The organism is Bacillus sp. MM09(2025) (assembly GCF_050496725.1).
GTDB classification, from domain to species: Bacteria; Bacillota; Bacilli; order Bacillales; family Bacillaceae; genus Bacillus; species Bacillus pumilus.
This window is the reverse complement of record NZ_JBNWEN010000004.1, coordinates 1907237-1931371: the sequence shown is the minus strand read 5'-3', so window position 1 is coordinate 1931371 and position 24135 is coordinate 1907237. Positions and strand designations below refer to the sequence as shown.

Annotated in this window: 24 protein-coding genes, 4 tRNA genes, 3 rRNA genes and 1 pseudogene; 9 read left to right on the top strand and 23 right to left on the bottom strand. The window is 43.6% G+C overall.

All coding sequences use genetic code 11. The annotated features are described in order from the left end of the window. From tsaB to ACQYAC_RS16055, 10 genes are all read right to left on the bottom strand, one after another. Complete coding sequence (gene tsaB / locus ACQYAC_RS16100; protein WP_429943677.1) at positions 1-690, bottom strand: tRNA (adenosine(37)-N6)-threonylcarbamoyltransferase complex dimerization subunit type 1 TsaB; 690 nt, start codon at positions 688-690, stop codon at positions 1-3. Beyond that, complete coding sequence (gene tsaE, locus ACQYAC_RS16095) at positions 671-1138, bottom strand: tRNA (adenosine(37)-N6)-threonylcarbamoyltransferase complex ATPase subunit type 1 TsaE (RefSeq protein WP_058015579.1); 468 nt, start codon at positions 1136-1138, stop codon at positions 671-673. Before tsaE ends, tsaB begins: the two co-directional genes overlap by 20 nt. A 22-nt stretch (positions 1139-1160) precedes the next feature. Then, positions 1161-2138: a thiamine-phosphate kinase gene (gene thiL, locus ACQYAC_RS16090; RefSeq protein WP_429943676.1), complete on the bottom strand. Its 978-nt coding sequence runs from the start codon at positions 2136-2138 to the stop codon at positions 1161-1163. A 275-nt stretch (positions 2139-2413) separates the two neighbouring features. Continuing rightward, a tRNA-Asp gene (locus ACQYAC_RS16085) sits at positions 2414-2490 on the bottom strand. Between the two features lie 48 nt (positions 2491-2538). Continuing rightward, positions 2539-2615 (bottom strand) — tRNA-Met (locus ACQYAC_RS16080). An 18-nt stretch (positions 2616-2633) separates the two neighbouring features. After that, a 5S ribosomal RNA gene (gene rrf, locus ACQYAC_RS16075) occupies positions 2634-2749 on the bottom strand. 61 nt (positions 2750-2810) lie between these two features. Next, positions 2811-5741 (bottom strand): 23S ribosomal RNA (locus ACQYAC_RS16070). Between the two features lie 182 nt (positions 5742-5923). Further along, a 16S ribosomal RNA gene (locus ACQYAC_RS16065) occupies positions 5924-7472 on the bottom strand. Together the 16S, 23S and 5S rRNA genes with 4 tRNA genes alongside form the textbook arrangement of a ribosomal RNA operon. Positions 7473-7607: 135 nt before the next feature. Then, positions 7608-7681, bottom strand: a tRNA-Gly gene (locus tag ACQYAC_RS16060). A gap of 11 nt (positions 7682-7692) precedes the next feature. Next, positions 7693-7769 (bottom strand) — tRNA-Arg (locus tag ACQYAC_RS16055). A gap of 369 nt (positions 7770-8138) precedes the next feature. Between ACQYAC_RS16055 and gltP the strand changes: the two genes are divergently transcribed. After that, entirely contained in the window at positions 8139-9389 is a 1251-nt protein-coding gene (gltP, locus tag ACQYAC_RS16050) for a glutamate-aspartate/proton symporter GltP (protein WP_429943675.1), read from the top strand. Between the two features lie 37 nt (positions 9390-9426). On the opposite strand, the gene ACQYAC_RS16045 is transcribed toward gltP, so the two are convergent. Together ACQYAC_RS16045 and ACQYAC_RS16040 are read right to left on the bottom strand one after the other, a co-directional pair. Further along, positions 9427-10446, bottom strand: a complete 1020-nt coding sequence (locus ACQYAC_RS16045) for a S66 family peptidase (RefSeq protein WP_429943674.1) — start codon at positions 10444-10446, stop codon at positions 9427-9429. A 72-nt stretch (positions 10447-10518) separates the two neighbouring features. Further along, positions 10519-11394, bottom strand: coding sequence for a DMT family transporter (locus ACQYAC_RS16040; protein ID WP_180309488.1), 876 nt, complete (start codon positions 11392-11394; stop codon positions 10519-10521). Positions 11395-11687: 293 nt separating this feature from the next. Between ACQYAC_RS16040 and ACQYAC_RS16035 the strand changes: the two genes are divergently transcribed. Together ACQYAC_RS16035 and ACQYAC_RS16030 are read left to right on the top strand one after the other, a co-directional pair. After that, positions 11688-12413 (top strand): AzlC family ABC transporter permease, encoded by a 726-nt coding sequence (locus ACQYAC_RS16035; protein ID WP_429943673.1) that lies wholly within the window; start codon positions 11688-11690, stop codon positions 12411-12413. Continuing rightward, positions 12410-12730 carry an AzlD domain-containing protein gene (locus ACQYAC_RS16030; protein ID WP_003214160.1) on the top strand — a complete coding sequence of 107 codons (321 nt, stop codon included), beginning with the start codon at positions 12410-12412 and terminating at the stop codon, positions 12728-12730. Before ACQYAC_RS16035 ends, ACQYAC_RS16030 begins: the two co-directional genes overlap by 4 nt. A 36-nt stretch (positions 12731-12766) precedes the next feature. Here ACQYAC_RS16030 and ACQYAC_RS16025 read toward each other — a convergent pair whose 3' ends face one another. From ACQYAC_RS16025 to ACQYAC_RS16015, 3 genes and pseudogenes are all read right to left on the bottom strand, one after another. Continuing rightward, the gene (locus ACQYAC_RS16025) at positions 12767-13429 is read right to left on the bottom strand and encodes an O-methyltransferase (protein ID WP_429943672.1); all 663 of its coding nucleotides are present in this window, start codon (positions 13427-13429) and stop codon (positions 12767-12769) included. A gap of 148 nt (positions 13430-13577) precedes the next feature. Beyond that, complete coding sequence (locus ACQYAC_RS16020) at positions 13578-13763, bottom strand: CsbD family protein (protein ID WP_061406945.1); 186 nt, start codon at positions 13761-13763, stop codon at positions 13578-13580. A 155-nt stretch (positions 13764-13918) separates the two neighbouring features. Continuing rightward, positions 13919-14907: pseudogene (locus ACQYAC_RS16015) on the bottom strand (aldo/keto reductase family protein). A 195-nt stretch (positions 14908-15102) separates the two neighbouring features. Between ACQYAC_RS16015 and ACQYAC_RS16010 the strand changes: the two are divergent. Next, the gene (locus tag ACQYAC_RS16010; RefSeq protein WP_429943671.1) at positions 15103-15996 is read left to right on the top strand and encodes a LysR substrate-binding domain-containing protein; all 894 of its coding nucleotides are present in this window, start codon (positions 15103-15105) and stop codon (positions 15994-15996) included. Positions 15997-16118: 122 nt separating this feature from the next. Then, positions 16119-16670 (top strand): N-acetyltransferase family protein, encoded by a 552-nt coding sequence (locus tag ACQYAC_RS16005; protein ID WP_429943670.1) that lies wholly within the window; start codon positions 16119-16121, stop codon positions 16668-16670. A 4-nt stretch (positions 16671-16674) separates the two neighbouring features. Here the strand turns inward: ACQYAC_RS16005 and ACQYAC_RS16000 are convergent, their stop codons facing one another. Further along, on the bottom strand, positions 16675-17262 hold the full coding sequence (locus ACQYAC_RS16000; RefSeq protein ID WP_012009044.1) for a LysE family transporter: 588 nt from the start codon (positions 17260-17262) through the stop codon (positions 16675-16677). A 111-nt stretch (positions 17263-17373) separates the two neighbouring features. Here ACQYAC_RS16000 and ACQYAC_RS15995 point away from each other — a divergent pair, with 111 nt between their 5' ends. Further along, the gene (locus tag ACQYAC_RS15995) at positions 17374-17928 is read left to right on the top strand and encodes a helix-turn-helix domain-containing protein (RefSeq protein WP_410581929.1); all 555 of its coding nucleotides are present in this window, start codon (positions 17374-17376) and stop codon (positions 17926-17928) included. Between the two features lie 41 nt (positions 17929-17969). Here ACQYAC_RS15995 and ACQYAC_RS15990 read toward each other — a convergent pair whose 3' ends face one another. The 6 genes from ACQYAC_RS15990 to ACQYAC_RS15965 form a co-directional block, all read right to left on the bottom strand. Further along, positions 17970-18263 (bottom strand): hypothetical protein, encoded by a 294-nt coding sequence (locus ACQYAC_RS15990; RefSeq protein ID WP_058015437.1) that lies wholly within the window; start codon positions 18261-18263, stop codon positions 17970-17972. Between the two features lie 348 nt (positions 18264-18611). Continuing rightward, positions 18612-19664, bottom strand: coding sequence for an LLM class flavin-dependent oxidoreductase (locus tag ACQYAC_RS15985; protein ID WP_169057548.1), 1053 nt, complete (start codon positions 19662-19664; stop codon positions 18612-18614). A 17-nt stretch (positions 19665-19681) separates the two neighbouring features. Next, on the bottom strand, positions 19682-20305 hold the full coding sequence (locus ACQYAC_RS15980) for a nitroreductase family protein (RefSeq protein WP_058015435.1): 624 nt from the start codon (positions 20303-20305) through the stop codon (positions 19682-19684). Continuing rightward, complete coding sequence (locus tag ACQYAC_RS15975; RefSeq protein WP_058015434.1) at positions 20289-20762, bottom strand: MarR family winged helix-turn-helix transcriptional regulator; 474 nt, start codon at positions 20760-20762, stop codon at positions 20289-20291. Before ACQYAC_RS15975 ends, ACQYAC_RS15980 begins: the two co-directional genes overlap by 17 nt. A 108-nt stretch (positions 20763-20870) precedes the next feature. After that, positions 20871-21419 (bottom strand): dihydrofolate reductase family protein, encoded by a 549-nt coding sequence (locus ACQYAC_RS15970; RefSeq protein ID WP_429943669.1) that lies wholly within the window; start codon positions 21417-21419, stop codon positions 20871-20873. Between the two features lie 82 nt (positions 21420-21501). Then, positions 21502-22053 carry a TetR/AcrR family transcriptional regulator gene (locus ACQYAC_RS15965; RefSeq protein ID WP_058015432.1) on the bottom strand — a complete coding sequence of 184 codons (552 nt, stop codon included), beginning with the start codon at positions 22051-22053 and terminating at the stop codon, positions 21502-21504. 150 nt (positions 22054-22203) lie between these two features. On the opposite strand from ACQYAC_RS15965, the gene ACQYAC_RS15960 reads away from it, so the two are divergent. The 3 genes from ACQYAC_RS15960 (at position 22204) to ACQYAC_RS15950 (ending at position 23827) form a co-directional block, all read left to right on the top strand. After that, positions 22204-22827 carry a GNAT family N-acetyltransferase gene (locus ACQYAC_RS15960; protein ID WP_061406934.1) on the top strand — a complete coding sequence of 208 codons (624 nt, stop codon included), beginning with the start codon at positions 22204-22206 and terminating at the stop codon, positions 22825-22827. 68 nt (positions 22828-22895) lie between these two features. Continuing rightward, positions 22896-23291: a VOC family protein gene (locus tag ACQYAC_RS15955; protein ID WP_058015430.1), complete on the top strand. Its 396-nt coding sequence runs from the start codon at positions 22896-22898 to the stop codon at positions 23289-23291. Then, the gene (locus ACQYAC_RS15950) at positions 23288-23827 is read left to right on the top strand and encodes a GNAT family N-acetyltransferase (RefSeq protein WP_061406929.1); all 540 of its coding nucleotides are present in this window, start codon (positions 23288-23290) and stop codon (positions 23825-23827) included. The genes ACQYAC_RS15955 and ACQYAC_RS15950 overlap by 4 nt, the downstream gene beginning before the upstream one ends. Here ACQYAC_RS15950 and ACQYAC_RS15945 read toward each other — a convergent pair. Continuing rightward, positions 23824-24093, bottom strand: a complete 270-nt coding sequence (locus tag ACQYAC_RS15945; protein WP_169057553.1) for a YesK-like family protein — start codon at positions 24091-24093, stop codon at positions 23824-23826. The genes ACQYAC_RS15950 and ACQYAC_RS15945 overlap by 4 nt on opposite strands. Positions 24094-24135: the final 42 nt, after the last annotated feature.

Sequence of the window (24135 nt, the reverse complement as noted above, 5' to 3'; positions counted from 1 at the left end):
TTATTTTTGTCCTTCAAGCCATTTCACTTCCGCTTCTGCCAAACGAATATAGTTAGGAACAAGCTGATGGACATCTTCAGCAGGACGATCTGCCCCTAAAAACGCAAGCATTGAAGGTCTTGGGTTATGAAAAGCTCCCTCTGCTATCACAGCCGTTTCTCCTAAAATGGAGCGAATGCTCTCTTCATGAAGATGCACATCCTGTCCAAGGAATAGGACAGGCTTTCCTGTCTGCTTCAGCTCATAAAGCCAATCCGTGAGCAAGATATTTTGGTCTTGTTTGATCTCTTGGATCTTTCCTTCTTCAAACGTATATAGCCCAGTATAAACTTGTCCTCTTCTCGCATCAAATAGTGGTGAGATCCATCCATCAAAGTATTGACCATTTGCCGCAAGTGTTTCTAAACTCGAAACAGCCGATATCGGGATAGACAGCGTCCATGCGAGTGTTTTTGCAATGGTTACACCGATTCGAACACCAGTGTAGGAACCAGGTCCTTTCGCTACAACAATTTTACTTAGCTCACTTGGGGCTACACCACATTCTTTCATCAATGCCCCAACAGTCGGCATTGCTCGGACGGAATGGTTCTTTTTTAAATACGTAATGCTCTCACCAATCACTGTGGAATTTTTGACAAGGGCAATTCCTAGTGTATGGTTTGACGTATCAATTGCCAGTATGGTCAAATTCTTTCATCTCCTTACAAAGGGCCTCATAGCGGTCCCCTTTTGCACTAAACGTGAGATGACGTTCTTCTTCACGTTCTGTTCTTAGCATTTCTATTTTCAAATAGGAGGAAGGCAATTGAGGTCCAATGAGATGTGCCCACTCAACCAAGCATACACCTTCGCCCTCAAAATATTCTTCGAGCCCGATATCTTCTTCCGCATCTTCCATGCGGTACACATCCATATGATAAAGTGGCAGTCTGCCATCAGTATATTCTTTAATAATCGTAAAGGTAGGGCTGTTGACGATACGGGTAATCCCTAAGCCTTCTGCAAAACCTTTTGAAAAAGTCGTTTTGCCTGCGCCTAGATCCCCTTCTAATGTCAAAACATCGCCTGGCATCACAAGTTTGGCCAATGCAGCGGCAATTCGTTTCGTCTCATCCGCACCTTTTGTCGTCCACATTAATTTCACTGTGGATGTCACCTCATTTCTTAAAATGATTATATCCTTTTTTCATTAACGTTGTTTGCTTTTCATTGTCTTTTAATAGAACGCTTGCTGTTTGGCCACCTTTGACTTGTCCAACACGGGTGATGTAAATGTGTTCTTTTCTGCATTGCATTTCAAGGCTTTCCCAATCAGCCTCTGGAATCGTACCAGTTAATACAAAGTCTTCCCCGCCAAATAAAACCCATTCCAGCCAGTCTTTACGCAGCAATGGTAAATCTGGATGTATGGGGAGCTTGTTTGTTTCTATTTCTATCGTCACATGACTCGCTTCGGCTATCTCATTCAGCTCACTCGCTAATCCATCACTCACATCATTCAAGGCGACCCGCGGGAAGCTTGAGCAAATGAGACCAGCAGCAATGTGTGGCTGAGGCTTTTTATGACGCTCAAGAAAAAAGGCTGTGTCGACTGCCTTGGAAGGCGCTACTTCGTTCATTAAAAGTGATAAGCCAGCAGCTGATGAACCCAGCTCACCTGTCACAAAGACGACGTCTCCTGTCTGAGCACTGTGACGATAACAAGCTTTTCCCTTTAGTACTTCGCCAATGACCGTTACTGTAATGACAAAGTCACTGCGAGTGGCCACCGTATCTCCACCAATCAAATCCATTTGATAAGTATCAGCCAGTGCTTTCATTCCATCGTAAAGAGCTGAAACGACCGTCTCATCACCATGAGGCGGGATCGCAATTGATACAAGATAATACTTTGGGGTTCCACCCATTGCGGCGATATCACTGACATTGACCGCTAGTGCTTTAAAGCCAATCTCAAAAGGTGTGGAAAAATCAAAGCGAAAATGGACATGCTCCACCATTGTATCAACACAAACGACCTCTTCACAATGTGAATGAGGTTGATAAACACTTGCATCATCTCCGATGCCCATAGTTAAAGAACGCTGATGTGTTTCTTTTGGTGTAATTCGGCGAATAAGATCAAATTCATCCATAAAAAGACAGCCCCTTCATGCAATCAATTGATTGAATAGACACGATGTCAGACATAATTAGTATTAGTGTAAGCCAATATGAGTTTCAGTTTCAATTAAAAATGATATAAAGAAAGCCTGGTATGAAAAAACCAGGCTGGGTTGAAGTGATCTATCTTTTTTTTACATAACGTGTAGCCAAACACAAACCCATTCAATGTATCTTGGATACGTATGAAAAGAAAAAGACATAAAAAAAAACGAAACTATACGTTTTCGTTTACAAATCATAAAAATGGCGGTCCGGACGGGACTCGAACCCGCGACCTCCTGCGTGACAGGCAGGCATTCTAACCAACTGAACTACCGGACCATTTTGGCTGCACTCAATGAGCACTCCCTATTGGTGTATAAAATAATTTGGTTGCGGGGGCAGGATTTGAACCTGCGACCTTCGGGTTATGAGCCCGACGAGCTACCGAACTGCTCCACCCCGCGACGATATAAATTTAACAAGCTTGGCGGCGTCCTACTCTCACAGGGGGAGACCCCCAACTACCATCGGCGCTGAAGAGCTTAACTTCCGTGTTCGGTATGGGAACGGGTGTGACCTCTTCGCTATCGCCACCAAACCTGATGGAGAGAATGTTCTCTCAAAACTAGATAACAATGTTCAAACTTCACATTAGAATAAAGGTTAAGTCCTCGATCTATTAGTATCTGTCAGCTCCACGTGTCACCACGCTTCCACCTCAGACCTATCAACCTGATCATCTTTCAGGGATCTTACTTCCTTGCGGAATGGGAAATCTCATCTTGAGGGGGGCTTCATGCTTAGATGCTTTCAGCACTTATCCCGTCCGCACATAGCTACCCAGCGATGCCCTTGGCAGAACAACTGGTACACCAGCGGTGCGTCCATCCCGGTCCTCTCGTACTAAGGACAGCTCCTCTCAAATTTCCTGCGCCCGCGACGGATAGGGACCGAACTGTCTCACGACGTTCTGAACCCAGCTCGCGTACCGCTTTAATGGGCGAACAGCCCAACCCTTGGGACCGACTACAGCCCCAGGATGCGATGAGCCGACATCGAGGTGCCAAACCTCCCCGTCGATGTGGACTCTTGGGGGAGATAAGCCTGTTATCCCCGGGGTAGCTTTTATCCGTTGAGCGATGGCCCTTCCATGCGGAACCACCGGATCACTAAGCCCGACTTTCGTCCCTGCTCGACTTGTAGGTCTCGCAGTCAAGCTCCCTTGTGCCTTTACACTCTGCGAATGATTTCCAACCATTCTGAGGGAACCTTTGGGCGCCTCCGTTACATTTTAGGAGGCGACCGCCCCAGTCAAACTGCCCACCTGACACTGTCTCCCTGCCCGATAAGGGCAGCGGGTTAGAAGGTCAATACAGCCAGGGTAGTATCCCACCGATGCCTCCACCGAAGCTAGCGCTCCGGTTTCCAAGGCTCCTACCTATCCTGTACAAGCTGTACCAACATTCAATATCAGGCTGCAGTAAAGCTCCACGGGGTCTTTCCGTCCTGTCGCGGGTAACCTGCATCTTCACAGGTACTATAATTTCACCGAGTCTCTCGTTGAGACAGTGCCCAGATCGTTGCGCCTTTCGTGCGGGTCGGAACTTACCCGACAAGGAATTTCGCTACCTTAGGACCGTTATAGTTACGGCCGCCGTTTACTGGGGCTTCAATTCGCACCTTCGCTTACGCTAAGCGCTCCTCTTAACCTTCCAGCACCGGGCAGGCGTCAGCCCCTATACTTCGCCTTACGGCTTCGCAGAGACCTGTGTTTTTGCTAAACAGTCGCCTGGGCCTATTCACTGCGGCTTCTCGGGGCTTTAACACCCTAAGAAGCACCCCTTCTCCCGAAGTTACGGGGTCATTTTGCCGAGTTCCTTAACGAGAGTTCTCTCGATCACCTTAGGATTCTCTCCTCGCCTACCTGTGTCGGTTTGCGGTACGGGCACCTCTCACCTCGCTAGAGGCTTTTCTTGGCAGTGTGGAATCAGGAACTTCGCTACTAAATTTCGCTCGCCATCACAGCTCAGCCTTCACGGGAAACGGATTTGCCTATTTCCCAGCCTAACTGCTTGGACGCGGATATCCAATACCGCGCTTACCCTATCCTCCTGCGTCCCCCCATTGCTCAAATGGTGAGGAGGTGGTACAGGAATATCAACCTGTTGTCCATCGCCTACGCCTTTCGGCCTCGGCTTAGGTCCCGACTAACCCTGAGCGGACGAGCCTTCCTCAGGAAACCTTAGGCATTCGGTGGACGGGATTCTCACCCGTCTTTCGCTACTCATACCGGCATTCTCACTTCTAAGCGCTCCACCAGTCCTTCCGGTCTGACTTCACAGCACTTAGAACGCTCTCCTACCACTGTTCGTAAGAACAGTCCGCAGCTTCGGTGATACGTTTAGCCCCGGTACATTTTCGGCGCAGAGTCACTCGACCAGTGAGCTATTACGCACTCTTTAAATGGTGGCTGCTTCTAAGCCAACATCCTGGTTGTCTAAGCAACTCCACATCCTTTTCCACTTAACGTATACTTTGGGACCTTAGCTGGCGGTCTGGGCTGTTTCCCTTTCGACTACGGATCTTATCACTCGCAGTCTGACTCCCAAGGATAAGTCATCGGCATTCGGAGTTTGACTGAATTCGGTAACCCGGTAGGGGCCCCTAGTCCAATCAGTGCTCTACCTCCGAGACTCTTACCTTGAGGCTAGCCCTAAAGCTATTTCGGAGAGAACCAGCTATCTCCAGGTTCGATTGGCATTTCACCCCTACCCACACCTCATCCCCGCACTTTTCAACGTGCGTGGGTTCGGGCCTCCATTCAGTGTTACCTGAACTTCACCCTGGACATGGGTAGATCACCTGGTTTCGGGTCTACGACCACGTACTCATGCGCCCTATTCAGACTCGCTTTCGCTGCGGCTCCGCATCTTCTGCTTAACCTTGCACGGGATCGTAACTCGCCGGTTCATTCTACAAAAGGCACGCCATCACCCTTTAACGGGCTCTGACTACTTGTAGGCACACGGTTTCAGGATCTATTTCACTCCCCTTCCGGGGTGCTTTTCACCTTTCCCTCACGGTACTGGTTCACTATCGGTCACTAGGGAGTATTTAGCCTTGGGAGATGGTCCTCCCGGATTCCGACGGAATTTCACGTGTTCCGCCGTACTCAGGATCCACTCTGGAGAGAACAACATTTCAGTTACAGGGCTGTTACCTTCTTTGGCGGGCCTTTCCAGACCTCTTCGCTTATATCGTTCCTTTGTAACTCCGTATAGAGTGTCCTACAACCCCAAGAGGCAAGCCTCTTGGTTTGGGCTGTTCCCGTTTCGCTCGCCGCTACTCAGGGAATCGCATTTGCTTTCTCTTCCTCCGGGTACTTAGATGTTTCAGTTCCCCGGGTATGCCTTCTCATACTCTATGTATTCAAGTATGGATACTACTCCATTACGAGCAGTGGGTTTCCCCATTCGGAAATCTCCGGATCAAAGCTTGCTTACAGCTCCCCGAAGCATATCGGTGTTCGTCCCGTCCTTCATCGGCTCCTAGTGCCAAGGCATCCACCGTGCGCCCTTTCTAACTTAACCATTTCTTACTTTAGAAAGAATCACTATGTGTGATGAACTTTGCATTGCATTCAATGTGAATGTATTACTTATTGTTATCTAGTTTTCAAAGAACAATCCTGTCTCGCTAGAGACATGTCTTGAAGGAATGATCCTTCAAAACTAAACAAGACGAAAACGCACGCTGCTCCATATATCCTTAGAAAGGAGGTGATCCAGCCGCACCTTCCGATACGGCTACCTTGTTACGACTTCACCCCAATCATCTGCCCCACCTTCGGCGGCTGGCTCCATAAAGGTTACCTCACCGACTTCGGGTGTTGCAAACTCTCGTGGTGTGACGGGCGGTGTGTACAAGGCCCGGGAACGTATTCACCGCGGCATGCTGATCCGCGATTACTAGCGATTCCAGCTTCACGCAGTCGAGTTGCAGACTGCGATCCGAACTGAGAACAGATTTATGGGATTGGCTAAACCTTGCGGTCTCGCAGCCCTTTGTTCTGTCCATTGTAGCACGTGTGTAGCCCAGGTCATAAGGGGCATGATGATTTGACGTCATCCCCACCTTCCTCCGGTTTGTCACCGGCAGTCACCTTAGAGTGCCCAACTAAATGCTGGCAACTAAGATCAAGGGTTGCGCTCGTTGCGGGACTTAACCCAACATCTCACGACACGAGCTGACGACAACCATGCACCACCTGTCACTCTGTCCCCGAAGGGAAAGCCCTATCTCTAGGGTTGTCAGAGGATGTCAAGACCTGGTAAGGTTCTTCGCGTTGCTTCGAATTAAACCACATGCTCCACCGCTTGTGCGGGCCCCCGTCAATTCCTTTGAGTTTCAGTCTTGCGACCGTACTCCCCAGGCGGAGTGCTTAATGCGTTAGCTGCAGCACTAAGGGGCGGAAACCCCCTAACACTTAGCACTCATCGTTTACGGCGTGGACTACCAGGGTATCTAATCCTGTTCGCTCCCCACGCTTTCGCTCCTCAGCGTCAGTTACAGACCAGAGAGTCGCCTTCGCCACTGGTGTTCCTCCACATCTCTACGCATTTCACCGCTACACGTGGAATTCCACTCTCCTCTTCTGCACTCAAGTTTCCCAGTTTCCAATGACCCTCCCCGGTTGAGCCGGGGGCTTTCACATCAGACTTAAGAAACCGCCTGCGAGCCCTTTACGCCCAATAATTCCGGACAACGCTTGCCACCTACGTATTACCGCGGCTGCTGGCACGTAGTTAGCCGTGGCTTTCTGGTTAGGTACCGTCAAGGTGCGAGCAGTTACTCTCGCACTTGTTCTTCCCTAACAACAGAGCTTTACGATCCGAAAACCTTCATCACTCACGCGGCGTTGCTCCGTCAGACTTTCGTCCATTGCGGAAGATTCCCTACTGCTGCCTCCCGTAGGAGTCTGGGCCGTGTCTCAGTCCCAGTGTGGCCGATCACCCTCTCAGGTCGGCTACGCATCGTCGCCTTGGTGAGCCATTACCCCACCAACTAGCTAATGCGCCGCGGGTCCATCTGTAAGTGACAGCCGAAACCGTCTTTCATCCTTGAACCATGCGGTTCAAGGAACTATCCGGTATTAGCTCCGGTTTCCCGGAGTTATCCCAGTCTTACAGGCAGGTTACCCACGTGTTACTCACCCGTCCGCCGCTAACATCCGGGAGCAAGCTCCCTTCTGTTCGCTCGACTTGCATGTATTAGGCACGCCGCCAGCGTTCGTCCTGAGCCAGGATCAAACTCTCCGAAAAAGTACAAAACCGAAGTTTTGTTTTTCGTCAGCGTTTGACTGACTACCTATGATATTTCATAGGATTTTTTATAAAAACTCGAATTAACAGGTACGTTTTGTCTTGTTTAGTTTTCAAAGATCATATTTTAAAAAATGGAGCGGGTGATGAGAATCGAACTCACGACATCAGCTTGGAAGGCTGAGGTTTTACCACTAAACTACACCCGCGTGATTTGTATTGGCGCGCCCGAGAGGAGTCGAACCCCTAACCTTTTGATCCGTAGTCAAACGCTCTATCCAATTGAGCTACGGGCGCTTAATCAGGCGACTTAATTATCTTAACATATCGTTTTTATCAAGTCAACATCTTTTTAAAATTTGTTTGCCGCATGTGTTTGAATGTCTTTGTTTCAAATACGTCATCAGCGACGAATAAAAATATACCACGGATCATATAAAAGGGTCAATACATTTTTCTGAAAAAGTTTCATGTTTTTTAAGAAGTGGGTTTTTCTTAGATAACTAGAGATGCGATAGCCCTATTTTCTTCTCTTTCTTCATAATTCTAGTGATTCTTAAATAAAATCTTTCTAAATCCAAAGGAGGACAAAACATGGTCACATAGAATTTTTATTTATTGGAAAATTCTTAAAATTTTCCAAGCAATTAAAGGGGGTAGGAGATGATGAAAAAGTTCGTCGCTTTTCAAATCATGATCGCTTTGATGATAGGAGCTCTTATCGGCCATTTCTTTCCTGACTTCGGGATGGCCCTCAGGCCAATTGGGGATGGATTCATCAGATTGATTAAAATGATCGTTGTTCCTATCGTTTTCTCTACCATTGTTATTGGTGCAGCTGGCAGTGGTGGTATGAAGAAAATGGGCAGCCTAGGATTAAAGACGATCATTTGGTTTGAGGTTATCACAACCATCGTTCTAGGAATTGGTCTATTGCTGGCTAATGTTCTTAAACCAGGCGTTGGCCTTGATTTCTCTAAATTAGCTAAGAAAGATATTGGTGAATTAGACGGTTATACGCAAAAAGTCGTCGACTTTAAACAAATGGTACTCGATATCATTCCAACGAATATCGTCGATGTCATGGCTCAAAATGATTTACTTGCTGTCATTTTCTTCGCCATATTATTTGGTGTAGCCGCAAGCGGTATCGGTAAGGCATCCGCTCCTGTTCTCAACTTCTTTGAATCAGTGGCACAAATTATGTTTAAGCTAACGCAGATGGTCATGGTGACAGCACCTATTGGAGTGCTTGCATTAATGGCTGCTTCTGTTGGTCAATATGGCATTGTGTTATTAATCCCAATGATGAAGCTTGTTGGGACTGTATTTTTAGGATTATTCATTATTCTCTTTGCTTTGTTCCCTCTAGTCGCACTGATCTTCCGTTTTAACTACTTCGAAGTTTTAAAAATGATTTGGGATTTGTTCTTGGTTGCCTTCTCTACTACAAGTACAGAAACTGTCCTTCCTCAGCTCATGTCAAGAATGGAAAAATACGGATGTCCGAAAAGAATTGTCTCCTTTGTCATTCCATCTGGTCTTTCTCTCAATTGTGATGGGTCCAGTTTATATTTATCGGTTTCCTGTGTGTTCCTTGCACAAGCGTTTGGTGTCGACATGAGTTTGTCACAGCAGCTTTTGATGATGCTTGTTCTTGTGTTAACGAGTAAAGGGATTGCAGCGGTGCCATCCGGTTCACTCGTCGTTCTTTTGGCAACCGCCCATGCAGTAGGTCTTCCAGCAGAAGGCGTCGCCATTATCGCCGGAGTTGATCGAATTATGGATATGGCACGAACTGGTGTGAACGTTCCAGGTCATGCCGTTGCATGTATTGTCGTATCGAAATGGGAGAAAGTATTCCGTGAGTCTGCTTGGGAAGTTCCAAAAGCAGGTGAAGAAACCAAAGGAATGTAGTGTTATATGAAGGAAAGGGCTTCCTCTTTCCTTTTTCTTATGATAAAAACGCTTGCTTTAGGACCGCTTTGCCTTGAGGTTGCAGCTGCACTTCTGCATATGCGCCATTAATCAGCGTCATTTGCGGCGGTACATGTCCACAATCTATATCGTAAAAAATAGGGATTTGTAATTCCTTTTGTAATTCTTCATATACATCCTGATACTGATACCCTTCCACAGGCACATCTACTGCACTTCGCCCAAACATAATACCTGAACAGTGATCAAACCATCCTGCTAGTTTTAATTGAACGAGCGATCTCTTCACGCTTGCAGCATTTAATTCGCAGTTTTCAAAATACCAGAGAATTGGTTCATCCTTTAAGAATGTTTTTTGAAAAGCTTTGACGTCTCCAAAAGGCGTCCCCGCTAAGTGGCGAATGACATCAATACAGCCGCCCATCAGTCTCCCCTTTACCATCTTTTCTTGTCGATCAACCGTATGCCATGCGGTCGGTTCTGTTAAATGAAAAACATGTTCAATCGGATTGTCAAACTGCCATTCCTTTTGATACATTGATGAAGAATATTGGCTGATGTCCATTTCCCCTTTTGTTGAAAGTACTTCTTCCCACATGACAGTCGTTTGATCAAGCTCTTCTCCCTGAAGATCTACTAGATTCGGCCCATGCGCAGTAGCAATACCTGTTTTGAATGTCAACGCGAGCAGGAGAGCACTCGTATCTGAGTAACCAAGAATCCACTTTTTTTTCATCGATGAGAAGTCGAGGTACTCTAACACTTCCATAAGCAGCTGCCCTCCCCATGGCGGGATGATATGATCAATCTCATCACATGTCATCATGTACTGAAGCTCCTTTGCTCGTTCTACGGCAGGGGCAGATTTCGCCTTTTCCTGCTTCCAGACCGTCTCTCCACATATGACATCATAGCCTCTTTTTTTCATTCGTTCGCATGAGAGCTGAAACATGTCATGCAATGATGGCTGTACACCTGAGGAAGGTGCTGTGACACCAATCGTTTGTCCTTTTTGTAATTGTGGAAATTGTATCATCCTATTTCCCTCCATCCTCTCTCAATCTCTCCTTTATAAAGAAGATGCCCCTATTACAAGGGACATCTTCTTTTATTCCTTTTGACGCAGCACAGTATAGACACCTGCAAAGATACATAGAATGCCAATGAATGAGCGTAATCCCATTTCTTCCCCCAAAAGCATCCAGCCAAGAACGGCACCTACGATCGGTTGAAAGAAAAAGAACAAACCGCCGCTTGAGGCATCCATTAATTGAAGCCCTCTATTCCATAAAAAGAATGCTAGAGCTGTTGAGATGATGCCTAGATAAAGAATACCGCCCCAAATCTCAGGCCTTGCTATCTGCTCCACATCTAGGTGAGGTAAACGAAATAATACAGGCGGTGTTAAAACAATGAATGCAATGATGATCGCATATGTGGTTGTCACCACCTGAGGGTACTTTCCTGGGACACGTTTGAGCAAAACAGACATCAGCGCCCATGTTAAAGCAGCGAAGACCAATGAAAGACCACCGACAAATTCATCTGTCTGTACTGCAACTGGTCCAATCATGAGCCATACACCTGCTGTAGCAAGCAGGATGGATGCGCACTTTCGAACAGTCATGGCTTCTTTTAATAGAAAGAAAGCAAACAGCACCATAAACGCAGGAGTTGCAGATGTAATAACAGCCCCCATTTGTGCAGAGGTATACATCGTCCCAATTTCTTGGGTCACGATTGAAAGGAAATTTCCGATCAGCCCAATCAACACCATAAGCGGGATATCTTTTTTATCTAATCGAAAGGAATAGCCCAAGCGCCAAATGGTAAACACCAACACGACTCCTGCTACAGCATATCTCATCCAGACGAGCTCAAGTGGCGGGACAACCGCTACTGTTACTTTGACAACAACGTACATGCCACCCCAAATACTTGCTGCGATTGCTAGGTAAAGGGCGCCTATATATTTTTCATTCATCATTTCCCCTCCGTTTGGATATTTTGAGTACCATATCCACAAACGGAGATCACTCTCCGTTATGGACGGAGGGCATTTGGAACATCATGTTCAAACAAAGGTTTCCACAGCATTTGTCGTCACTCCAATTATTTTTATTTTCTGATACTTTATAACAAATTCTGGTTGACTTCAATCCTTTTTGCACCTTTTTTCTTCATATAATAGAAGATAAGCGGCTATTGACATGCTAAATTCGTTTTCATATAGTAATTAAAACTATAGGTCGTCATGCAGAAAAGGAGTAGAGGTCGTTGGATATTGAAGCTAGAAAACATATTCCCACCACGGAACATGAACCATTTCTCGAGGGAATAAAAGATTGTGTGCCAACCCTGCTTGGTTATATGAGTATCGGGTTTGCCTTTGGAATTGTTGGAATTAGCGCACAGTTGAGCTTATGGGACATTGCACTTCTATCAATCTTTATTTACGCAGGTGCTTCACAGTTTATTATCTGTGCACTTCTTGTCACGGGAAGTCCCCTTTCCGCTATTATTCTCACTACATTTATTGTGAATCTGCGTCATTTATTGCTAAGCCTGACGCTGGCTCCTCATTTTACACGCTACTCTTTGAAACAAAATATTGGATTCGGTCTATTGCTGACTGATGAATCCTTTGGTGTAGCCATGAATAAATTAGCTCAGCATGGAAAGCTGAATAACCGGTGGATGCACGGGCTGAACATAACGGCTTATTTGTGCTGGATTGCTGCCTGTGTACTTGGCGGCATTTTTGGACACTGGATTTCAAATCCTGAAGCACTTGGTCTTGATTTTGCTCTTTCCGCTATGTTTGTTGCACTGCTGGTTCTTTCTTTGCAAACTGTGCCTAAAAGTAAGTTAACCCATCGCCTGTCACTTGTTTTGTATATGGTCGTTGCGATGTTTCTCCTGCTTCATTTTGTTCCCTCACACGTGGCTGTTCTGTTAGCCACCATGATTGTCGCAACCATTGGGGTGGTGACAGATAAATGATCAGCAGTTTTATGATGTGGCTCATTCTCGGCTGTATGATTGTCACCGTTATTCCAAGGGTCGTTCCCTTTATATTTGTACGAAGTATCGAGCTGCCGGAAGTGGTGCTTAAGTGGTTATCGTTTATTCCGATTTGTATCTTTACGGCTTTGATTGCAGAGCATTTGTTCATTCATACTACAACGGGCGTTACCATTCACTGGATGTACCTTGCTGTCTTGGTTCCGACCGTCGTAATCGCTGTTTGGACAAAGAGCTTGTCACTTACTGTTCTTGTAGGCGTCATGCTGATGGGGACTGCCAGATGGTTTTTCTAAAAGAAAAAGCTTAACCGTATGTGGTTAAGCTTTGTTTCATTTTACGATTCCGTATACAAATCCATCGTAACCCTTTTCACCAACAGTTTGAATGGCTGTAGCCTCTATTCTTGACTCTTGTTTGAGTAAATTGAAAAATTCACGAGTTCCTTGCACTCGCTCATCCCCATCAGAGTCATGAAGGACTGCTCCATTTCTGACGACATTGTCTGCAATAATGACTGTTCCCTTTTTCGAGAAGTGTAACGCCCACTTTAGATAATTCGGGTTGTTCGGTTTATCTGCATCAATGAAAATCAAATCGAATGGAAGCACAGCCCTCTCTTTTAACTGAGTTAGCGTATCCAATGCCTTTCCTTGCAAAATGCTCACTCGTTCCGATAAGCCCGCTCTGCTGATGTTTTGCTGCGCAATCTGTACATGGTGGCTGACAGCCTCTAATGTGATGAGTTCTCCATCCTCTTCAAGAGCACGCGCCAACCAAATGGTACTGTATCCACCGAGTGTCCCGATCTCTAAAATGCGCTTTGCATTCTTGGTTTTTGCTAATAAATAAAGCATTTTACCTTGAGCTGGTGACACATCAATTGCTGGCAGGCCTGCTTCCTTATTATGAGTAAGAGCTTGCTCCAAAACATCATCTTTAGGAATCAACTTGTCTGTGATATACTCGTCAACTTTCTCCCACACTTGCTTCATCTCATCCATCTCCCTTGATCATGTCCTCTGTTTTAAGTCTACATGATGATAGCGAGCGCGTATAATCAATTCTTTTCACACATCTATTCATTTTATTGATGAAAGACATGTCATGATGGAGACATGAAGCAGTGTCATGTTTTCGAATTTACTCGTTCAGGTGATTTTTCAAATCCCCTTTTTTATCTTGAAGCTTTCCTTTGGCTTGATCCTTTTTCCCTTCTGCTTTCAGGTTTTGATGATCTGTTGCTTCGCCAAGCTTCTCTTTCAATTGACCTTTCGCTTGATTTGTTTTTCCTTTCGCTTTATCCATATGTCCTTTTTCTTCACTCATTTGTTCCACCTCCACGTTTGATACTATTCATTTAGCCTTTTTGACAGATACAAAACATCTGAATGTGCGATCCAAGAAACTACAGCAACATAAAAATCCAGCCAAGGTCGGCTGGATTAAAAAAAATAATGATCTATAAGATAGACTTAAAAGCTTTAACCTGTTTTACTCTGATCGTACTCGACCAGATCACCTAGAATTTCGTCAATTTGATTCATCATCTCAGTTTCAATTTTCACCTCAGATGCTAAAGCATTCTCCCTCACCTGTTCTGGACTAGAAGCACCGATAATTGCTGCAGAAACGTTCTGATTTTGCAGTACCCATGCTATCGCAAGCTGAGCGAGAGTAAGATCAACCTCTTGTGCGACGGGCTTAAGCTTTTGGATCGCCTCTAAGGTGTTATTATTCATCCAGCGTTGAGCAAGGTTTTTAAAAAAAGGTTTTCCAGCAGTTGAGTTAGCACGCGAATTAGTCGGAAGTGATTTTCCTGGGAGATACTTTCCAGTGAGGATTCCTTGGGCCAAAGGCGACCATACTACCTGGCCAAGTCCTTCACGCTGGCAGGTCGGTATTACATCACTTTCAATGATTCTCCATAACATGGAGTATTGAGGTTGGCTGGCGATTAGGGGGACATTTAGCTCTCGTGCAAGCGCTGCCCCTCGAGTAATTTGTTCTGCTGTCCACTCACTTACACCAATATAGTTCACTTTACCCTGTCTTACTAGATCTGCGAAAGCTAACATCGTTTCTTCCAGAGGTGTAGTTGGATCAAACCTGTGTGCATAGTAAATATCAATATAATCCGTTTGTAAACGCCGCAAAGAGGCATGACAATTTTCCAAAATATGCTTGCGTGATAATCCTCTATCGTTTTTCCCAGTACCAGTTGGATGACATACTTTTGTACATAGTTCAATGCTCTCCCGCCGAATCCCTTTTAAAGACCTGCCTAGTATCTCTTCAGCCTTGGTGTCTGAATAAACATCGGCAGTATCAAACGTCGTAATACCACATCAAGAGCAGCTTTCACACAATCATGGGCAGTTTCCTCATTTATCTTACCACCATGATTAATCCAATTTCCGTATGCGAGTTTACTAATTGTTAATCCACTATTTCCAAGTTTACTATACTCCATAACAATGTCCTCCTTTGAAAGAATACTTTCATTATAAAAAGAGGGTATTAATATGTATAATATATATATTCAGATAATTATATATATATTTTATATAATTAAAATATTTCCATTAAAAAAGCGCAAAACTGTTTGATCACAATCCTTTGAAATCATTTTACACATTAAGCAAGTATGAAATAGGGGGGCTTAAAAATGGATCTGAGACAAATACGTTATTTTATAATGGTTGCTGAAGAACTAAATTTTAGCCGGGCAGCTGAACGTCTTAAAATGGCACAGCCTCCATTAAGTCAAGAAATCCGAAAATTAGAAGAAGAGTTAGGTGTTACGCTTTTTCATAGAACGAGAAGACAGGTTGAACTTTCAGATGCGGGGAGAGTATTTTTAGAAGAAGCCCGCCGTACGCTCCTTCAAGTAGATAGAACGATTAACGCAACACAACTTGCAGATGACGGAAGAATAGGTCATTTAACGATCGGTTTCGTTGATTCTACTGATATTGTGATTGATATTATTAAAAGGTTTCGAGAAAGTTTCCCTAATATCCATCTTGTCTTATGTGAAATGGCTACAGAACAGCAGTTAAAGGCACTATATAAGAAAGAAATTCAAATTGGATTTATTCGTTCTAACCAAAATAATAAGATACTTACCTCAGAAATTTGTTGTGAGGAATCATTAAGCTTGGTTTTGCCAGAAGATCATCCTTTAGCTTCATTTTCCAAAGTTCCAATTCATTTATTAGCCAATGAACCATTTATCATGTTTCCACGTCATCTAGGTGCAGCATTTTATGATTTAATTATCAGCTACTTTTGGGAAAATAGCATAAGTTTAAACGTAGTTCAGGAAGCTATTCAAATGCATACGATTGTGAATTTAGTTGCTGCAGGAATGGGAATCTCTGTCGTCCCATCCTCAGTAGAAAGCGTAAAACGCTCAGGGGTTGTTTATAGAAAAATCCAAGAAACTACGCCAAAAGTAAATTTATATGTTTCATGGAGACAAGATGAAACGTCAACCGTCGCTGAGCACTTTTTAACAGTTGTGAGAGAAGCTTATTTAAGTTCTCAGTCTAAATCATGAGAATCCAGCCAAAGCCAGCTGGATTAAAAAATTATGATCTATAAGACAGGCTTTAAAACTTTCACCTGCTATGTACACGTTTCAGGTATGATAGACATAACGAGAAGAAGGGTTGGTGTTCTATGATTATCACTGAAAACATATTCACCGTTCGTGACTTGACCTATCGTATTCGGTCTGCTGCAATTGGCGATGCCAAGCAGTTATCAGCTCTCAGACTGAAAATTGATGGTGAAACAGAATATTTAGACCGTGAACCAGGCGAAGCCTTTCTTCATGAAAAAGATTTTGAGGTGTTGATTCAAGAGGATACCAAACAAAGCAGGCATTTATTTTTGGTCGCTGATATTGAAGGAGAAATTGTTGGTTTCTCCAGATGTGAAGGACATTCACTCAAACGCTCTGCTCACAAAGTGACTTTTGGCGTCGCCATTCAAAAGGATGCTTGGGGCTATCACATTGGCAAAGAGCTATTAGCCGCTTCTATTGACTGGGCTGATCAGCAAGGCATCCAGAAGATGTCACTTCAAGTGCTGGAAACGAACCAAAAAGCCATTCGGTTATATGAGCACCATGGCTTTCTGATTGAAGGGATATTAAAAAATGATAAACGTCTGGCAGATGGACTTTATTACAATACTGTTGTGATGGGCAGACAGCGGCCAAGCTTCTGACACCTTACATCACATAGCCCCATACCATCGAAACCGCACTGTATATCAGAAGCAGCCCCATGACATACTGGAACGGTCTTTCGTAAGCAGTCAAAAAGCGCTTATACAAAGAGCCAAATAAGCTCCAGCTGAATGTACCGAGAAATCCAATAAGTGCGAGAATCAGCGTCCATATGACATACTGCATATTAGATTGTCCATATGGCAAAACAAATGTTGAAATCACAGTCAATCCATACAAGATCGCTTTTGGATTGATAAATTGCAGCATCATACCAGGGACAAAATGATTGTAACGATCAAGTGTTTCGTCATCCCCGCCTTTACTTTTCATGATTTTGACCGCTAAATAAATCATGTATGCAGCTCCGATGAACGCCATGACCCAGCCTATTTTCGGCATCACTTGATAAAGTATGATATTAAAGAAGCAACTCAAACACAAAATAACGAGAAATCCAATACCCACACCTAAACAAAATCGAAATGTTTGCTTGACCCCATATTTATTCGTAAAGACCATGGCCATGATGTTGTTTGGCCCTGGGGTAAAGCTGCTCACAAAAGCATAGATCAACATAGAAAGAATCATAGTTGCCTCCTCCCTTGTACGTTATTAAGACTTTAATTACTTTATTGCGTATGTTATGTTTTATTGTAACGTTCGGTCTTTATAAAGTAAATAGAGAAAGGAGTTTTTTTCATGGAAGATGTACAATCGATTATTTCTAAAAATGTGAGGCTTCTTAGAGACCAAAAGAAATTAAGCCTTGAAAAGATGGCAGAATTAACTGGTGTCAGCAAAACCATGATTGGACAAATTGAAAGAGGAGAATCAACTCCCACCATTACGACTTTGTGGAAAATCGCCAACGGATTAAAGGTATCTTTTAGTGAGCTTATTCACGCACCACAGCCTGAAATCAAAGTAGTACGCAATGAGGATGCACAGATTTTAACGGAAGATGATGGGCGATATCGCGTGTATACGACTTTTCCTTTTGATGACCGGGGGAAATTTGAAGTGTACCGAGTAGAAATTGATCCTGGCGGGTCGCTGCATGCAAATGAACACATTGGCGGGACAGAGGAATTGATTACCGTTTTTGAGGGAGCGCTTGATATATCCATTGGAGATGAACAGTACAGCTTAAAAGCTGGCGACTCCATTCGTTTTAAAGCAGACCGTACGCATACATATAAACAAACCGGAGAGCAAATGGTCCGGCTGCAAATGATTCTTTATTATCCTCAATAAAAAAGCTGACAGGCTTGTCCACCTGTCAGCTTTTCGTTTATTTAATTAAATCCTGGATCACGTACAACCGTTCCAGTATATGTGACTCTGTATTTGCCTAATCCTAATTCTTCAATAGACGATTGTTTTAAAATACCGACCCAGCCATCCTTTGCATATGTAATACTTGATGGGATGTTCGATGTCGTATACGTTCTTGTTTCTGAGACAGTTCGACTTGCCTGAACCGTTATTTCACTCTTTGTTTGCTCCTTTGCTTCCACCGGAGCAGTTGTGACCCCAGCACCCGTTAAGACAATTGCTCCAACCAAAACAGAAGACATGACCTTTTTCATAAAAAAATCCCTCCCTTTTTTTGTTGAACATATTAACCATACCATATTTTAGTTCTTTTATAAGTTATTTTTTCATTTTTTTGAAAATTATGATATGATTGTCTTATGTTGGATAGAGAGTGTTCTATACTTCTATGCTTTTATCCTCATCTCATTCCGTCAAACAATTGTGAACGGAGGTGACTTTATGAAAAAATGGCTCATCTGTTTTCAACTTGTTTTCCTCTTCACCTTGACGACCACACCACTTGCTTCTGCTGCTTCATGTCCTACAGTGAAACCTTGTGTCATTGATCCTTAAGCATCAAAAAGGTCGATCAAGCCTATTCACTTGATCGACCTTTTTCGTTATGCTTGCTCTGCTTCCCAGCGGGCAACCTCTTCTCTTACTTTAGGAGCGACTTCTTTTCCAAATAACTCAATGGCTTTTAATACTTGATCATGCGGCATTGAACCAACCGGTACATGAAGCATAAAACGCGTGATTCCTACATTTTTTCTAAGGTGAATCACTTTCTCTGCCACTGCATCTGGATCTCCTACATACAGCGCGCCTTCTAACGTTCTCGCTGCATCAAATGTAGCACGAGTATATGGACCCCAGCCTCGCTCTCTTGCTAACGTGTTCATCACATGCTGTGTGGAAGGGAAGAATTGGTCTGCTGCAAGATCTGTTTCTTGTGCAACAAATCCATGCGAATGGGATGCTACGGTTAATTTCTCTGGGTCGTGTCCAGCGTGTACTGCTGCTTGCTTGTACAGCTGAACAAGTGGTGCGAACTGTCTAGGACTTCCGCCAATGATGGCAAGTACTAAAGGCAGTCCCAATAATCCAGCACGTACGACAGATTCACGGTTTCCCCCACTGCCGATCCAAATTGGAAGCGGATCTTGAACAGGTCTTGGATATACGCCGACATCTTGAATAGCCGGGCGATGCTTTCCGCTCCATGTGACACGCTCGGACTGCTGTAATTTGAGCAGCAAATCAAGCTTTTCTTCAAATAATTCTTCATAATCATTCAGATCATAGCCAAACAGCGGGAATGATTCAATAAATGAGCCACGACCTGCCATGATCTCTGCACGTCCGTTTGATAGTCCATCTAATGTGGCAAAATCCTGAAAGACACGAACAGGATCTGCTGATGAAAGAACTGTCACTGCACTTGTCAGGCGGATATTCTTTGTCTGTGTTGCCGCAGCCGCTAAGACGACAGCGGGATTCGATGCAGCGAAATCTTGTCGATGATGCTCACCTACACCAAATACATCAAGACCGACTTGATCTGCTAAAATAATTTCTTCCACTACTTCTCGAATACGCTGTGCGTGACTGACTGTTTTTCCTGTTTGAAAATCAGGTGTTGTTTCTACAAATGTACTAATCCCTAGTTCCATGAGTGGAACCCCCTATCTTATAAGTATGTTACGAATTCAGAGACTGGCTTTCTGTAGCCTCTCACTTGTCTGCTCTCTACTTTTTCTTTTCCGAGTGTGATCATTAATACAGGAACCAAATCCGATTCGATGTTTAACACCTTTTTCATGACATCAGGGTCAAAACCGATCATTGGGCACGTATCCCAGCCCTTGTTTTTGGCGGCAAGCATAAATAGCATCGCAGATAATGAAGCATTGCGGATTGCCTCTTCTTTCTGAAAATCCGCCCCTCTCTTTTCATAAAAGCTCATCGTCTCTCTGACCATTTCTTCATATTGCTGCTTGTTTAAAATGCCAAGCATTTTCAGACCTTCATAGATGTTCCCCGCTTGCTGATAAGCCTTCGGGTCTCCCAGTACAATAATCGCTGCTGAGGCGGAATGCACTTTATATTGTCCAAACGCGGCTTCTCTTACTTGTTCTTTAAGACCTTCTGTTTGGACGACGACATATTGTGTGTGCTGTAAGTTAAAAGCAGATGGTGCCATTTTGACTTCTTCAAATATACTGTTAAGTTCTTCTCTCGAAATCGAGATATTTGGCAAAAAATTTGATGCGGATCGTCTTTCACGTACCAATGTATCAAAGCTGAGTGTCATCTTGTTTCCCCTTTTCGTGAAGTTGTTTTGCACCTAAACCGACTTTTTTTAGTAATTCAATGAGCTGTTCTTTTTCTTCTTTTTCAATAAAGGATAGGTTTTGTGAAATGACATCTGTGTGCTTAGGAAAAATGTCGTCAAACAATTGCTTCCCTTTTTCCGTCAGCAATACATGAAATACACGTTTATCAGAGGGGGCACATTGCCTTTTCACAAGCCCTTGTTTTTCTAGTTTGTTCACGACATAAGTCATGCTTCCACTTGGGATTGACAGGATGTCGCTGATTTTTTGGACGGGATGCGGCCCCTTACTATAGAGCAATTCAAGGATCTGAAAGTTTTCAAAACCGATATCATAACGTTCAATGTCTCTTTGAATATTTGTAAAAAGAGCTTGATAGGCTTTCATCCATACGCGGAATAGCCTTAAGTCTAATTCATGTTCATGCTGCACCATGGCAACTACTCCTTTTTCAAGAAATCCTAAAACTAGGATAAATTTATCCTAACACTAGGATATTTTATTGTCAACGAGTTTGTTTCATAAAAAAAAGACCACCTCATGTCAGTGATCCTCTTCTTTTAAGACAAAATGCATTTCAGCTATCTGCTTATATTGTCGTACTTCTTTTAATGAAAACTTGGATTCCATATCCGATGGGTAAAACAGAGGAATGCCTCTCCCAATCATGACAGGTACGATTTGAAGGTAAAGCTCATCAACCAATCCTGCTCTTATGAAAGACTGAAGCAGCTCCCCGCCGCCTACAATCCAGATATGCTGACCTGTTTCATTTTTTAATTTTTTCACAAATGATAGGATATCTTCGCGAATGATGTGAGTTCCTTTCAGACTGTCTTGTAAAGTACGTGACATGATATAACAAGTCTTTCCTTCATAAGGAAACTCATCTGGTGACAGCTGAAGAACCTGTTCATATGTATTGCGCCCCATGATCAGCGTATCGACTGACGCATAAAAGTCATCATAGTTCGTATCTTCTTCGCCCTCCGTCCCTATTAACCAATCGAGCCGATGATCCTCTCTCGCTAAATAGCCATCGATACTCATTGCCCCATAAAAAAGCAGCTTCCTTTTCTGACTCAATCTCATCACTCCTCACCTGAATAAGTACATACGTTCTATATTGATTGTATCAGAAAGGAAAGACAAATACTATATGGCTTTCTCCCTTTTATGATTCATGCTCCACTTTGACGAGAAGCTCATATAATTTGTGCGCTAGCTTTCCGGCATCAATTAACATGTCTTCATGAATCCATTCTTCAAGTACGCCAACAACACCAGACACGACAAAAGAAGCTTCAATTTGTTCTTTCTCTGTAATGGGCCGCTCTACAAGCTGCCACTCTTTCATGATTTTTTCTTTAAAAAACGCTTTGAATTGGTTGGTCGTTGGACCATTTGGTTTTACAAATAACGTCAACATATATTGATTCTCTTTCAAGTACTCTGTCGTTTTGTTTAAAAAGGAAAGCATATCAAGAGGGTCTTGACTCGGAAAGGTTTCATCATATAACCCGCCAAGCTGATCGAATAGTTCTTTCTCCAGCTGTTCGTATAAATCAAACACATCTTGATAGTGCAAGTAAAAGGTTCCCCGGCCTAAATCTGCTTTCCTTGAGAGCTCTGATACCGTTATTTGCTGCACTTCTTTTTCTTTTAATAGCTCAAGAAAGCTTTCCCGAATGGCTCTTTTTGTTTTGATTGTTCGTCTATCCTGCATGAGATACCCTCCATTTTTGAACAATCAGGCACACGCTGTCTATTTATGAACAGGTCATCATTCATTGCCGATGTTCGTATTGTTTACTTCTTATTATAATCAACACATGTTCAATAATCTATATCTGTTCAAAAAAAGGAGGACCAGCACATGGTTCATTTCAGACTTGCTAGAGAGGACGAACTGCCGGAAGTGGCAGATCTGTTAGAAGATTCGTTTCGGGATTATTCATTTTTTGATTTATTATGTGAAAAGGTATCAAAGCGCTCTGCTTTCGCTCGCGAGCTGCATTTGGTTAACACAAAGGTTTATTTCCAGCATCAAATCTGTTTAGTCGGAGTGAAGAACGGTCATATTGTGTCTGCCGCTCTGTTAAAGCATCCACGTCTTCCTGAACCAGGTCTCATGGATTATGTGTTGTCAGGCGGGTTAAAGCTCCTCTTCACTGGCGGTATACCGGCAATTCAGCATGTGTTTCGTATGTTAAAGGAGGCCAAAAAAGCGTGTTCTTCCTTAAAGAAGCCTTTTTGGTATTTAGAAGCACTTGTCGTCGCAAAAAACCAGCAAGGAAAAAAACTTGGAAGCCGTATGTTAAAGCAATGTCTTTTTCCCTTTATCGCCCGACAAGGCGGCGGCCTGTTCACGCTGATTACACACAATGAAGCGAACCGTCACTTCTACCGAAAAAATGGATGGGTGGAGTTTGATGAAAGGGTATTGCGCGGAAAAGAAATGTCCTTACAAAGCTGGAGTTATAAAACCGTGATTCAATAAGGTATCCTCTTCAGGGAATGATATAATAAAATCAGTTCAATCAATGATCATACTTGGAGGAGAGACTGATGATACGACGACTTGATCATATCGTGTTGACTGTACAACATATAGAGGACACCATTCGCTTTTATACAAACGTATTAGGAATGAAGGAAGAAACCTTTGGAGAAGGCCGTAAAGCGCTTCGTTTTGGTTTACAGATGATCAATCTTCATGAAGCTGGTCATGAAGAGGAGCGGGCAGCGGCTCATCCACTTCCAGGCTCTAGTGATTTGTGCTTTATCACCGATTTAGATATGGACCGTTTGCTGCTGCATCTTCGCAAGCTAGTGATTCCTATTGAAGAGGGACCAGTCAGGCGCACAGGCACATTAGGTCCGGTTGAATCTGTTTTTATCCGTGATCCTGATCTGAATTTAATTGAAATATCTCGATATATAGAGGAGGGTGATCCGTCATGACCCGCTTATTTTTGAGACCGATTGAAGAACAGGATTATCCGGGGATTCAAAAAGGTTGCCAGCATGCAGAAACACTTTACATGACTGGCACACGAAAAATGTTCACACTAGAAGAAATTCGTTCAGCCTACACCCGATTTTTACAAGATGATAGCAGGCGAGATTTCGCCATTTGTCTGTTAGACACGCAAGAAATGATTGGGGATGCGGCGATTGTGGATATTGATCCAATCAATCATACGGCAAGCTTCCGCATTGCGCTTCATGGGCCAGAACATTTCCAAAAAGGCTATGGCACTGAAGCTGTCCGAATGGTTCAAGCATTCGCCTTTGATACGTTAGAACTCAACCGTCTTGAGCTCGAAGTCTTTTCCCACAATCCGAGAGCCTTTAGAAGCTATGAGAAAGCAGGATTTCAATATGAAGGAAAAAGGCGCCAAGCACTCTATTTCAACGGTACCTACTCAGATGTCATCATCATGGGCATCCTTCGTGAAGAATACAATCAGATGAACAGTGGAGATGCCCCTGCTTAAGAAGGGACATCTTTTTTAAAAAATTGAATCACTGTGGCGATGATCAAACAAATCATGGAAGAGAGAACGATAGAGACGCTGGATATACTAAGCGCCATGCCTTCCCATCTGCCAATGAAGAAACTGGATATTAATAAAACCAATCCAAATAGAATGAAGCATATAGGGAGGATCAGCCCCGCATGACGGCTTCTACCTCTTTTCCCCGCCCACCATGAGAGACACAATACAACAATTGTAAAAATAGCGGTTTGCAGCCAAAACATATTGTTTCAACTCACTTTCTCTTTTTTATTTTATGACGATGG